This window comes from Devosia sp. Root436 (genome assembly GCF_001426345.1).
Lineage (GTDB): Bacteria > Pseudomonadota > Alphaproteobacteria > Rhizobiales > Devosiaceae > Devosia.
In genome coordinates, this window is sequence record NZ_LMEM01000016.1 from 46,224 (window position 1) to 58,823 (window position 12,600).

Sequence of the window (12,600 nt, forward strand, 5' to 3'; positions counted from 1 at the left end):
GCGTCAGCTTATCCCGAAACGGATCCGATTCGAGGTGGGCGTCGCCCTTCGGGCCCGGCTCTCGGCTCTCGCCGAAGCCCCGCTGCGCGCGTCTTCACCCTGTGGGCTTCGATCCCTGACGCGGTGAGAGCCCTGCCCGCGCCGACGCTCCTCCGTGTCGGTCTGCCCCGTGGCGAGAGTGAGAGGGCGGTTTGGGGGCTATGACGGGTTGAAGTCAGGGAGAGAGGCTCCAGGCGCCCGTCATGGAGAAATCCCATGACCAATGCAGTGACGATCGATGCAGGCCACAACGGACGCAGTGGCTACAAGGTGGATGCCAGCCGAGGCCAGCGGGTCGGCCGCGTGTCGTCGGAGTGGTTCAACCGCCCGGCTGACGAGCGCTACCTGTCCCTATCGGACCTCATGGCGTCCGTACAAAGCCGGGCCGAACGCAGCCGAACCCGTACCGTGGAGAGCGCCGCGATCCGGGTGGAGGCAAGCCGCGACGATGCAGAGCGGCTAACCCTTGTTCTGCCTAGTGCCGACAGGCCCGTCGCGCCGACACATTGGAGTTTTGGCCAACTCGCGAGCATCGTCGGCGCGCCGGCCACATACCTGCGCCAACTTCCGGCACCGCTCGCCGGCATCAACCTGCAATATGGCCTCAGCTCGCACCGTGCCGAACAAGTAAAGACGCTCGAAAGCGAGAATGGGCGCGTCGAGCTGCGTGCCGTCACCGGTCCAGACTATGGCCGCATCTATGACCATGAACTGGTTGCCGCTGTGCAGAAGATCGCCGGCAATGGCACCGGCGACACACGTTGGAAGATCCCAGGCGTGCTCGACTGGTCGACCGGCATGTACAATCCGCGTGTCGACATCACGTCAGACACCACCACGCTGTACGCCTCTGATCGGGACGTCTTCCTCTTCCTGGTCGACGATCTCAATCCCATTGAGGCCGGTCGGCTGCCGGACGGTTCGCCCGACCTCTATTTCCGCGGCTTCTATTGCTGGAATTCCGAGGTCGGCGCGAAGACGCTCGGCATCGCAAGCTTCTATCTGCGCGCTGTGTGCCAGAACCGCAATCTCTGGGGCGTCGAGGACTTCGAGGAGATTACTATCCGGCATTCAAATACGCTGCCTCGCGCTTCGCGCACCAGGTAGCGCCGGCCCTGACCCGCTTCGCCAATTCCTCACCCCTGCCCTTCGTCAACGGCATCCGAGCGGCGCGGGAGAAGATCGTCGCCCGCACCGATGACGATCGGACGGACTTCCTGCGCAAGCGCGGATTTTCCAAGACTGAGACGGCGAAGATCATCGACATCGTGCTGACCGAAGAGGGTCACAAGCCCGAAAGCGTTTTCGACTTCGTCCAGGGCATCACCGCCGTGGCCCGCAACAAACCGCATCAGGACGCGCGGCCGGACCTTGAGGCCAAGGCCAAGAAGCTGCTCGATCGGGCAGCCTGAGTTCCGCAAAGTCGGCGATACGGATTTCCGTGTCGCCGGCTCTGTGCCTTTCCGGATGGCCGGGTGCGCGGCGCCGTCCTCAGAGTGAGAGGGCGGCGCCCATCTTTGTGACGGGTTGGAGGTCGAGAGAGAGGCTCTCGGCCGCCCGTCGCGGAGTAAATCCCATGGCTACTGCAAAGAAGAAGCCCACCATCGTCCTGTCGCCATCGCGCGACATTCCTTTCAACCAGCTCGTGCTGAGCCAGTCGAACGTCCGGCGCATCAAGGCCGGGGTCTCGGTTGAAGAACTGGCCGAGGACATTGCCCGCCGCGGCATCCTTCAGGGCCTCACCGTCCGCCCTGTCATTGATGAAAGTGGCAAGGAGACCAGCATGTTCGAGGTGCCAGCCGGCGGCAGGCGTTTCCGAGCGCTGGAGCTGCTCGTCAAGCAGAAGCGCCTGGCCAGGACCGCGCCAGTCCCCTGCGTTGTCCGCGAGGGTGGCATCGCCGAGGAAGACTCGCTGGCCGAGAACGTTCAGCGCGCGCCGCTGCATCCGCTCGATCAGTTCCGGGCCTTCCTCACGCTGCGGGAGAAGGGGCAGGCCGAGGAGGAAATCGCCGCGACGTTCTTCATCTCGGTCAATGTGGTCAAGCAGCGCCTGAAGCTCGCATCCGTGTCTCCGGTGCTGCTCGATATCTATGCCGAAGACGGCATGACGCTCGCCCAACTTGAGGCCTTCACCGTCTCGGGCGACCACGCCCGCCAAGAGCAGGTGTTCGAACGCCTCGGGGCGTCCTACGACAAGTCGGCCTATGCCATCCGGCGCATGCTGACCGAAGGCGCCGTTCGCGCCTCCGACAAGCGGGCGCAGTTCATCGGCGTCGACGCCTATGTCGAAGCCGGCGGCACCGTGCTGCGTGACCTGTTCGAGGGTGACGATGGCGGGTGGCTGCGGGATGTCGCCCTAGTCGACCAGATGCTGGCCGACAAGCTGACGGCCGAATCCAAGGCCATCGCCGCCGAAGGCTGGAAATGGACCGAGGTGGCGCCCGACTTCGCCTATGGCCATACATATGGTCTCCGCCAGTTGCGCGGTGAACCCGTGCCACTCACCGCCGAGGAGGAAGCTACCCGCGACGCCCTCAAGGCCGAGTTCGACCGTCTGGAGGAGCAGCACGAAAGCGCTGACGAGCTTCCGGACGCGGTCGACGAGCGGCTCGGCGAGCTTGAGACCGCGCTCGAGGCTTTCGTGGAACGGCCGCTGTCCTTCGATGCCGAAGAAATCGCCCGCGCCGGCGCCTTCATCAGCATCGCCGGGAACGGTTGCCTGCGCGTCGATCGGGGCTATGTCCGGCCCGAGGATGAAGCGTCGGTCGAGCCGGAGGCCGAGGCGTCGGATGGCGAAGCCACTGGCGGAGAAGCGTCGGCGGGCGAGGACCACGTCTCAGGCGTCGATGTTCCCGCTGGTGATGCCACCACCGATTCCGAGGAGGACGAAGGTCTTTCGCCCATCTCGGACCGGCTGATGACGGAGTTGACGGCGCATCGGACACTCGGACTTCGGCACGCCCTGGGCGAACATCCCGATGTTGCCTTCCGCGCGGCGCTGCACGCTTTGACGCTCAAGGTCTTCTATCACTACGGCTCGGATAGCTGCCTCGAACTGGACCTAAAGACTGTCAGCTTCGGGGCTCAGGCGCCGGGCCTCAACGACAGTCTCTCTGCCGAGGCGATCCGCGCACGCCACGAAAGCTGGGCCAAGGCGCTGCCAAAAGACTCGGCTGACCTTTGGGACGCGCTGGGTGACTGGGACAGCGACAGCCGTGGGGCGCTCTTCGCCCATGTCGTCAGCCTGTCGGTCAACGCGGTCCATGAGGCCTGGAACCGGCGCCCACGGGCCCTCGTCCATGCCGATCAGCTGGCCGATGCCGTCGACCTCGACATGGCCCCGCGCTGGAAGCCCACCGTCGATACCTTCCTTGGCCGGGTGACCAAGGCTCGCATCCTGCAGGCGGTTGGCGAGGCAAAGGGCCAGCGTGCCGCCGACCGCATCGCCCACCTCAAGAAGGGCGAGATGGCGACAGAAGCCGAGACGCTGCTGGTCGATACCGGCTGGCTGCCCGACCCGCTCCGCAGGCCGGGTCAGACGGCCGCCGAGGTCGCCGTCGATTCCGCCCCTGCTGTCGAAGAAACGGCGGGCGCAGAGGGAGAAACGGCCGTGGCCGAAGATGACGGCGTCACCGATGATGACGATACGGCCGTGGCGGCAATGACCATCGCGGCCGAATAGCCTCCCATGACCCCAACTGGCCCGCCGGCAACGGCGGGCCTTTTCCTTTGCAGGAGACCAACATGGCAGAACCGCCGCATGACCTGGCACGCCGTCTCGCGGATCGAGCAGAGGCAGTGTGTCGGCACTATCTCTCCAACGGTCGGCGCCAGGGCAATTATTGGATGGTCGGCGATGTGCGCAACACGCCCGGTCGCTCCATGTTCGTCCGGCTCAAGGATACCGCAAAGGGCTCAGCAGGCCGCTGGACCGACGCTGCAACTGGCGAGCATGGCGATCTACTCGATGTCGTGCGCGAGGCGCTTGGCCTCATCGCATTTGGAGATGTCGCGAAAGAGGCCCGAGCCTTCCTTGGCGCGCCGCATATAGAAGTGCGCTCCCCTACTCCGGTCCATCTCAGAACACGCGCCCCAGCCGGGTCGATTGGGGCGGGGCGTCGGCTTTTCCGCATGTCGCAGCCGATCAACGGAACCGTCGTGGAAACTTATCTGCGCGGACGCGGCATTACGAGTTTGCACGGAACCGGAGCACTGCGCTTCCACCCGCGTTGCTACTATCGACCCGACGATCTTGGACCGACCGAAACCTGGCCGGCATTGATCGCCGCAGTCACTGATCTAGGAGGCCGATTGACCGGAGTGCACCGCACCTGGCTCGCGCAGGACGGCACGGGAAAGGCGCCCATAGACACTCCGCGACGGGCCATGGGCGATCTGTTGGGCAACGCCGTCCGTTTCGGTGTCCCCTGCAGCGTCATGGCGGCTGGAGAAGGTATCGAGACCACGCTCTCGCTACGATGTGCCCTGCCCGGTATGGCGATGGCGGCAGCCCTATCCGCCGCCCATCTCGCCGCCATTCTGTTCCCACCGACATTACGACGGCTCTATATCATCCACGACAACGATCCGGCTGGTGACGGTGCGCGTGACAGGCTGTTCGAGCGGGCGATAGAGGCCGGGATCGAGGCAATTGTCCTGTCGCCGAGGATGGAGGACTTCAACGAGGATCTCCACTATCTCGGCCTGGAACCGCTTCGCACATCGATCGCGGATCAACTTCTTCGACGGGATCGCGTCCGCTATCTGAAGCTGGCGGCCTGAGCCGGAAGTGGTGGTGAGGGCCGTTCGGTGTCGTCTGCATCCGCACAGGTGGCGTGACCCCTCCGAGAGAGCCGCGACCCTGTCTTCGAGAGGGCGATCGGGCCCACAAACGCGCCGGCCAGACAATGGCGACGTCCGACTATTTTCCGGCGGCGGCCGCGCCGCCTTTCCATCGCGAGGCAAAATGGTCGGCCTCTGCCATCCTCCGCTTCCGCTCCGACCCTCTGCTTCGCTCCGGGTGTCGAGCCGTCCCGCCCGTGGGCTTTCGTCGCCACGAAGGCCGCGAGGGTCGCGGTCCAAATGACGGGAGCATCCCATGAGCGAGCATAACGATACCGAGCCGCACCACGCCGCATCTCCAACCGAGCACGTCCTGACCGAACTTCAGCTCTATGGCTGGCGCCCCTATGCCGACGAACCCGATCCGCGGCCACTTCCCGAGGGCGTCCACGTTGCCGGCGCAGTGGCTGACATCTTCGACGCCCTCATTGCCACCCTGGGCGACACGCGCCTCGAACCCGACCTCGATGATCTGCTCTGGTCCGTCACCAATGTCTTCCACCGCGCCGTGCTGCGGATCGAGCGGCAACTGGATGACAATGAGCAGGCCCAGCGCCGTCTGCAGCGGGAACAGGACGGCAGCGAGATCAAGGCGGTGGAACTCGAAAACCTCACCGCCCAGGGCCAGACCATGATCGAGCGGCGCGACGCTTTCGAGCTGATGCGCGACCAGTCCGCCGAACACTACGAGCAGCACACCGGATCAGCATGGCGCCCGCGCACCGGATCAATGGTCAACCACCGCCATCTCACCGCCGCGATGATCGATAGCCGCGATTTCCTCGCCGCCCGGCGCAAGGCCGACACCGAGGTAATGTTGCCCGCCGGTCCGAAGATCGCCCTGACGGGTGGGCTGGACTTCAACGATCACAACCTGATCTGGGACGCACTCGACAAGGTCCACGCCAAGCACAGTGACATGGTGCTGATCCACGGGAAGTCGCCCAAAGGTGCCGAATTGATCGCGGCCAAATGGGCCGACAGCCGCAAGGTTCCTCAGGTCGGCTTCGCCCCGAACTGGGACAAGCACGGCCGGTCCGCACCCTTCAAGCGAAACGACGCCATGCTGGACCTGCTACCCATCGGGGTCATCGTGTTTCCGGGCACGGGCATCCAGGACAACTTCGCCGACAAGGCCAGGAAGCTCGGCATCAATGCCTACGATTTCCGCAATCGGAGCGGCGCCTAGGGCGCCGTCCGACGCCATTGAGGCTCCGGTGAACCACTGCGCCGAAATCACGATTCCTTGCGCCCACGACTTGCGCTATTCTAGCACCCGCGCCGTGGTGGTGGTGGAGGCGCAACCGTCCGACATTGTCACGGAGACCATCACCATGATCATTCTCGCTATTGTCGCATCGCTAGGCGCCATCGCCGTCCTGTGCTGGTTGCTCTTCACGCTTGCAGTATTTGCGTTGCCGTTCTTCGCCGGCGTTACCCTCGGCCTTTGGGCCCATGGCACCGGGGCCGGCATACTCGGTGGAGTCATTGTCGGCGCTTTTGCTGCGGCCGTGACCTTCGGCCTGTTCCAGCTCCTGCTCCTGTTCGTTCGGCCCGCCTGGCTGAAGCTGCTCATCCTGCTCGTGTTCGTGGCACCCGCGGTTGTCGCCGGCTACCACGCCACCTTCGGCATCGTGAAGCTGACCATGCCGTCCGAAACCTGGCAGGTGGTCTTTGCTATGGCGGGCGCCATCGCCGTCGGCATCACGGCGTTCATGCGCCTGACTTTGATGGTCCCGCCCGGACCCGCCGAGCAGGGCATCGCGCGGGCGTCCTAACCTGCAAACACTGGCCGAGCGGACCAGAGGCAGGACACCACAAGTCCCCTTCCTCGTAGTGGTTGGCAAGAAGACGGCGGCGAGGAACCGCGGTGTGGAGCGTGCCGGGAAGAGCGAGTGTCCGGCGTTGTGCCCTGCCCCGCGTCAGAGCTGATCTCAATATTGGGCGGAGACGAATGACAGGGGTGTTGACCTCTTCCCTGGGGTATCGGAGCGCGCAACCGTCGGATCCCTCGGTTGAGAAGCGGGTTGTCATCTTAGCCTGTCAGCCGGCCGTGCAGCGTGCGCGATGGCCACGTTCTTCCCGGTTTCAAGCGGGTGCAAGCCCGCTCCAATACGGCCTCTCTCTTGGCTTGATCTGTCCGAAGACCGGCTTCGCCTCGATCGCCTAAGGCGCAACAGCGCCGTCAAAACTATCTTCCCCTCCCGGCCAAGGCCGGGTTCCTCGCGAGACAAGATAGTCCTCCTTGCTGTGGACCCCTGCGGGGTGCGCCGTCGATCGCCTTCGGCTTACCGATCGCCATCGAGGCCGCAATGGTGCGGGCTCGAACCAGAAACCAAGGAGAACTACCATGGCCACCATCGGCACCTTCAAGAAGTCCGGCACCAACGAATTCACCGGCGAGATCGTCACCCTTTCCCTCCAAGCCAAGAACGTCCGCATTGCTGTGGACACCCGCGCCACCGGCGAGAACGCCCCCAGCCACCGCGTCTTCGTCGGCCGCATCGAGATCGGCGCCGCCTGGGCCAAGCAGTCCAACGAGGGCCGCGCCTACCTGGGCCTCAAGCTCGACGACCCGAGCCTCACCGCCCCGATCTACGCCAACCTCTTCGACGATGAGGAAGGCGAGGGCTACAGCCTGATCTGGTCCCGCCCAACCCGCCGCAACGGCGACTGAAGCAACCGCAAGCGCTCCGCCCGGCTGGTCCGGGCGGGGCCTTCGCCTCTCTGCATGTCCTTATCGCGATGGTGACGGAGGGCGGTCGCGTCCCGTTGCTGCGACGAGATTCAAACCTCTGGGACTTGCTTCACCAAAAGCTCCCCCGGTTCAACGTCAAGCGCTTCGGCAATCTGTCCCAACACCGTCACGCTGGCAGCTACGTCGGCGCGCTCGATCGCGCCGATATAGCGCGCACTTAGGCCCGAGCGCTCCGCCAGATCTTCCTGCGTCATTTGCTTGTCATGGCGCAGCCGACGCAGATTGACCGCCATGACCTCCTTGAGGTCCATGACGGCATCCGAACCAATGTCGGAACGATCGTTCTAGGAACGATCGTTCCGATTCGTTCGAACATGTGATATTTGTCCGGCTCTCATCGGCACGTTCGAGATTAACAAGGCCCTGACCTGTCGATATATGTCCGCTGTTAGGGGATACGAAGATGGCGCCATCGGATTTTCTAGACGCTCCGCCGGACAGCCGAGAGCTGTCAGACTACGATCATGAGCATATGAAGCTCTACATGCGCGTGCTCGACGCGGCGACCGATGGCGCAGATTGGCGCGAAGCCGTCGCGGTGATTTTTGAAATCGACCCCAGCACCGACCCCGAACGGGCCCGGCGTGTTCACGACAGCCATCTTGCCCGCGCCCGCTGGATGGCCGAACACGGCTATCGCCACCTCCTCCACGAAGGTCGCCGCTAGCACGGGCAATGCGCCAGAAGCATCGCCTGGCGTCTCCGCAAGGTCTTCCCAGCCGGTTGATTCTTGGGGACGTTGTCACCCCACGTTGCGGCACGAGGAAACAAAGATGACGCCCGACACCTCCCGCTGGCGGTCCTCGGAGGCTTACGACTATCTGGACGCCCTCGACTCTCCCGATCTCGCCTGGGAATGGCTCAGGCGCAACCCCGAATACCAGGCGGATTGGGAGCATGCCGACAGTCCTCCCCTGAAGCACGAGCTCCATCGGAAATGGGGCTTGCAGTTTTTTCGTCTCGCCGTCGTTGAGTGCTGGCGAGCATACTGTGTTGTGGTCTGCCGAGGCGGATACCAGCACCGTGCTGCTTACGCACGCGCCAACCATTCTGCCGACGGCCGACAACCTCTTCACCGAGTTGCGCGAAACAACCGCGCTCTCGGACGAGCAAGGCGTGCATTTCCTGCTCAAAGCCGGCGGCCAGACAATTCGTCTGGTGCGGCTTGCTGGCGTCGCAGCCGACATCCCACTCGCCGCGCTCGTGCCGCTTGACCCCAATGGGCACGGCAGAATCGACGCCATCGACCGTCTTCTGCGCGCCTTGCAGGGGCGAACGATGCCGGCTGATCGCCGTTTGACGCAACAGCAGAAGCGGCGCCATCGCCACATGCTCCAGGCGACCGATGGACATCTGAACGGCGCCTCCTATCGCCAAATCGCCGATGTCCTTTACGGCATTGAGCGCATTCGCGCCGAGCATTGGAAAACCTCTGCCCTGCGCGACAGCGTCATTGGCCTCGTGGAGGGCGGCCTTGCCATGATCGCCGGCGGCTATCGTCAATTGCTGCGTCATCGCCGGCAAAGATAGCCGAATACAGCTCGGCTTGGGGTGGGGATTTCGGCCACCCGGAATTCCCCATCCACTCCGATCTCCAATCTTCGCCACCGTGATCTTCATTCGCCGCCAGCATCCGGCGGCCCCAATGAAGGTCCGGAGGCCCGACCATGACTTCCAATACCGCCGGCTTGCCGCCGCGCTACCTCAGAACCCCCGAGGCTGCACGCTTCCTCGGCCTGTCAGATCGAACGCTCGAAAAGCACCGCACCTATGGCACCGGTCCCGCCTACCGAAAGCTCGGCGGGCGCGTCGTCTATTCCCTCGAAGACCTCCAGGCCTGGGCCGACCGGGGCACCAAGACCTCGACCTCTGACCCGGGCGTCGGGACCGTCCATCCCGCCCGCCGTCTGATTGCGCGCTGACCGGTGAGCCCCATGACCACATCACCGCACCAACGTGGCGAACGCGCCCAACTCGATCCGTTTCATGCGATCAGCGGCTTCGTGCCGCACCGCGACCAGCGGGATCTGATGGCGCACCCCTTCTTTTCCCTCTCCAAGTCGCGCCGGGTTGCGCCGATCCACTACAAGGCCGGTGACGTCGAATTGCAGGTCTATGCCGTCGCCGAACACGGCATGGCCACCATCTGGGACGCCGACGTCCTGATCTGGGCAGCCAGCCAGATTCTCGCCGCCCAGGACCGCGGCCTTCCTACCTCGCGCTTCTTCCGTTTCACGCCCTATCAGCTCCTCAACGCCATCGGCCGCAGCACCGGCGCGCGCAGCTACTTCCTCATCAAGGGCGCCCTCACCCGGCTCCAGTCGACCGTCATCCGCACCAATATCCGGCACGGCGAGCACTGGCGGCGCCAACAGTTCTCCTGGATCAACGAGTGGGAAGAGCTCGCCGCGCGCAGCGGCCGTGTCGAAGGCATGGAGTTCGTCCTGCCCGAATGGCTCTACCAGGGCATCATCGACCGTCGCCTGGTCCTCGCGATCGATCCTGACTACTTCCGCCTCACCGGTGGCATCGAGCGCTGGCTCTACCGCATCGCGCGCAAGCATGCGGGGCGCCAGAGGCACGGTTGGCGGTTTGAGCTGCGGCACCTCCATGCCAAGAGCGGCTCGCAAGCGCGATACTCAGACTTTGCCATCGACGTACGCGCCATCGCACGGCGTCAGCCGATTCCCGGCTACCTGCTCGCCATCGAACGCGGCGTGGATGCTGCCGAACTTGTCCACATCCGCCCTGTGGAAAACCTGTGCGTAACTTCGCCAGACATCCGTACATCAGGCGCAAACGATATCCGTACATCAGGCGCAAACCTAACTGTACATCAGGCGCACGGATCGCAGTTAAGCCTTTGGTCCGACGAGCGGAATCGCTCCCGTAAAGACTCTAAAGAAGAATCTAAATCTTATTATTTGGAAGCGCGTTCCGGGGATAACTCATCCCTTCTCGGCCCCTCCCGCCGGGAGAAAGCCCGATGATCGTCGCGCTCCTCAACCAAAAGGGCGGCGTCGGCAAGACGACGCTGGCACTGCACCTCGCCGGGGAATGGGCCCGCCGGGGCAAGCGCGTCACGCTGATCGATGCCGATCCCCAAGGGTCGGCGCTCGATTGGTCGCAGCAGCGCAGCCGAAGTGGCGCGCCGCGTCTGTTTGGCGTCGTCGGCCTCGCCCGAGATACGCTGCATCGCGAAGCGCCCGAGCTTGCCCGTGATGTCGATCACCTCGTCATCGACGGACCGCCACGTGTTGCGGGGCTCATGCGTTCCGCGCTGCTCGCCGCCGACCTGGTGCTGATCCCCGTGCAACCGTCGCCGCTCGACGGTTGGGCCTCGGCTGAGATGCTGGCGCTGCTGAACGAAGCGCGCATCTATCGCCCGCAGCTCGCCGCGCGCTTTGTCCTCAACCGCTGTGGCGCCCGAACGGTTATTGCGCGGGAGACCGCCGAAACCCTCGCCGACCACGATCCGAGCGTACTTGCCACGACCATCGGCCAGCGTGTGGTCTTCGCCGAGGCGGCACAGACCGGCCGGCTCGCTGGCGAGTTGGATGACGACAGCCCGGCAGCGCGCGAGATCGCGGCGCTCGTCACCGAGATCGAGCGGCTGCGCATCGAAACGGTGTTGCCATGAGTGGGCCGAGCACGAAGCAGAGCTTCGCCGCCCGCCCCGGCGATCCCGATCGGTGGATCAAATCCGCCGATGGGTCTGCAGCGCGAGGGCAAGCCGCATCCGGCTTCACCGCGCGCCTCACCATCGATGTCACGCCGGAACTGCGTGGCCGCATCAAGGTGGTCGCCTTCCAGCGCGGAACCACCGTTGCTGAAATGCTGCGCGACCTACTCGATCGCGAATTCCCCGCCAACGAGGGAGCCGCCAGATGACGCAGCCTTCTTCGCTGCCATTGAGCATGCAGCCTGCGGTCGAAGCACCGTCGCCCTACACCACCTTGGTCGAACTGACCTGGCGGGAAAAGCGCATCGAATACTGGATCCGCTTCGGCCCGCAGAGCTACGAACATATCCTCGATCGACATCGGCGCCTTGTCGGCTTCGCTCCTGGCACGATTTTCGCGTTCATCCGCTGGGCGGCCAACGACTTCGGCACGGTGCTGTCGCGCATCGACATAGTGCGCGCGATCGAGCGTGGAGAGCCATTCCAGACTTTGCCCTTCGTGCGCCCCGGCGGTGACATCCTGCTCAAGGCCGAGGGCTGGCCGAAGGTCGCACGGGTGCTCGAAATTATCGACGCCATCGAGGCGCTCGGTATCGATGCCTACGATGTCGTCCCCGATCACTGGCGACACGTTCATCACCGCATCGCCGCTGGTCTGGAGCCAACCCCCTACACCACGGACCGCCATGCCGCGTGGCTCAAACGCCGGAGCGTGGAGCCATGAGCCAACACGCCATCATCGTCACCATGCTCGCCTCCGCCGCCCTCGTCGTCGCGCCCTCCTGGTTTGACTACGTCCCCGCCTTCATCTGGAACGCTTCCGCCAGCGTGCCGATCGGGCTCTATCGGCTTGCGCCTGTGGAACACCCCGACATCGGCGACTATGTGGTCGTTTCGCCGCCCGAGCCGCTCGCCGCCTTTCTCGCCGAGCGACGCTATCTCCCGCTCGGCGTGCCGCTGATCAAGCGAGTACTTGCGTTGCCAGGCGCCAAGATTTGCCGGCGCGGCGCGACCATCGTCGCCTACGACCATGCGTACGGCGAGGCGCGCGAGCGCGACCGCCTCGGCCGGCCACTGCCCTCCTGGCAGGGCTGCCGGATGCTCGCCGAGAGCGAAATCTTCCTCATGAATTGGGACGCGCCCGACAGCCTCGACGGCAGATACTTCGGGCCGCTCCCCATCACCACCATCGTAGCCCGGGCGCTTCCCGTCTGGACCGACGCGGACGGCGATGGCCGCTTCCACTGGCACGTCGGCGACCCAGCAGACACGCCCTGAT

At 64.6% G+C, this 12,600-nt stretch carries 14 protein-coding genes and 1 pseudogene; 14 read left to right on the top strand and 1 reads right to left on the bottom strand.

All coding sequences use genetic code 11. The annotated features are described in order from the left end of the window. The first annotated feature begins 255 nt into the window (after window positions 1-255). The 6 genes and pseudogenes from ASD04_RS18400 to ASD04_RS18425 all read left to right on the top strand — a co-directional run bounded on the left by ASD04_RS18400 (window position 256) and on the right by ASD04_RS18425 (window position 7,558). Window positions 256-1,451 (top strand): annotated as a pseudogene (locus ASD04_RS18400) (DUF932 domain-containing protein). Window positions 1,452-1,615: 164 nt separating this feature from the next. Continuing rightward, a complete protein-coding gene (locus ASD04_RS18405; protein ID WP_056260170.1) occupies window positions 1,616-3,721 on the top strand; it encodes a ParB/RepB/Spo0J family partition protein in 2,106 nt (701 codons plus the stop codon). Between the two features lie 62 nt (window positions 3,722-3,783). Continuing rightward, window positions 3,784-4,821: a toprim domain-containing protein gene (locus ASD04_RS18410; protein WP_056260172.1), complete on the top strand. Its 1,038-nt coding sequence runs from the start codon at window positions 3,784-3,786 to the stop codon at window positions 4,819-4,821. Window positions 4,822-5,137: 316 nt separating this feature from the next. Beyond that, window positions 5,138-6,070 (top strand): DUF2493 domain-containing protein, encoded by a 933-nt coding sequence (locus ASD04_RS18415; RefSeq protein ID WP_056260174.1) that lies wholly within the window; start codon window positions 5,138-5,140, stop codon window positions 6,068-6,070. Between the two features lie 28 nt (window positions 6,071-6,098). After that, window positions 6,099-6,659, top strand: a complete 561-nt coding sequence (locus tag ASD04_RS18420) for a hypothetical protein (protein WP_348271033.1) — start codon at window positions 6,099-6,101, stop codon at window positions 6,657-6,659. Window positions 6,660-7,231: 572 nt separating this feature from the next. Further along, window positions 7,232-7,558, top strand: a complete 327-nt coding sequence (locus tag ASD04_RS18425) for a DUF736 domain-containing protein (protein ID WP_056260176.1) — start codon at window positions 7,232-7,234, stop codon at window positions 7,556-7,558. Between the two features lie 110 nt (window positions 7,559-7,668). On the opposite strand, the gene ASD04_RS18430 is transcribed toward ASD04_RS18425, so the two are convergent. After that, window positions 7,669-7,890, bottom strand: a complete 222-nt coding sequence (locus ASD04_RS18430; protein WP_056260178.1) for a helix-turn-helix transcriptional regulator — start codon at window positions 7,888-7,890, stop codon at window positions 7,669-7,671. A 152-nt stretch (window positions 7,891-8,042) separates the two neighbouring features. Here ASD04_RS18430 and ASD04_RS18435 point away from each other — a divergent pair, with 152 nt between their 5' ends. The 8 genes from ASD04_RS18435 to ASD04_RS18470 all read left to right on the top strand — a co-directional run bounded on the left by ASD04_RS18435 (window position 8,043) and on the right by ASD04_RS18470 (window position 12,599). Continuing rightward, on the top strand, window positions 8,043-8,306 hold the full coding sequence (locus tag ASD04_RS18435) for a DUF2285 domain-containing protein (RefSeq protein WP_056260180.1): 264 nt from the start codon (window positions 8,043-8,045) through the stop codon (window positions 8,304-8,306). Between the two features lie 356 nt (window positions 8,307-8,662). Beyond that, entirely contained in the window at window positions 8,663-9,169 is a 507-nt protein-coding gene (locus ASD04_RS18440) for a DUF2285 domain-containing protein (RefSeq protein ID WP_056260404.1), read from the top strand. A gap of 137 nt (window positions 9,170-9,306) precedes the next feature. Continuing rightward, the gene (locus tag ASD04_RS18445) at window positions 9,307-9,561 is read left to right on the top strand and encodes a helix-turn-helix domain-containing protein (RefSeq protein WP_056260181.1); all 255 of its coding nucleotides are present in this window, start codon (window positions 9,307-9,309) and stop codon (window positions 9,559-9,561) included. 12 nt (window positions 9,562-9,573) lie between these two features. Then, on the top strand, window positions 9,574-10,629 hold the full coding sequence (locus tag ASD04_RS18450; RefSeq protein WP_056260184.1) for a replication initiator protein A: 1,056 nt from the start codon (window positions 9,574-9,576) through the stop codon (window positions 10,627-10,629). Continuing rightward, on the top strand, window positions 10,626-11,279 hold the full coding sequence (gene parA, locus ASD04_RS18455; protein WP_056260186.1) for a ParA family partition ATPase: 654 nt from the start codon (window positions 10,626-10,628) through the stop codon (window positions 11,277-11,279). The genes ASD04_RS18450 and parA overlap by 4 nt, the downstream gene beginning before the upstream one ends. Further along, the gene (locus ASD04_RS18460; RefSeq protein ID WP_056260188.1) at window positions 11,276-11,530 is read left to right on the top strand and encodes a hypothetical protein; all 255 of its coding nucleotides are present in this window, start codon (window positions 11,276-11,278) and stop codon (window positions 11,528-11,530) included. The genes parA and ASD04_RS18460 overlap by 4 nt, the downstream gene beginning before the upstream one ends. Further along, complete coding sequence (locus ASD04_RS18465) at window positions 11,527-12,045, top strand: DUF2840 domain-containing protein (RefSeq protein ID WP_056260190.1); 519 nt, start codon at window positions 11,527-11,529, stop codon at window positions 12,043-12,045. The genes ASD04_RS18460 and ASD04_RS18465 overlap by 4 nt, the downstream gene beginning before the upstream one ends. Beyond that, window positions 12,042-12,599, top strand: a complete 558-nt coding sequence (locus ASD04_RS18470; protein WP_056260192.1) for a S26 family signal peptidase — start codon at window positions 12,042-12,044, stop codon at window positions 12,597-12,599. Before ASD04_RS18465 ends, ASD04_RS18470 begins: the two co-directional genes overlap by 4 nt. Window position 12,600: the final 1 nt, after the last annotated feature.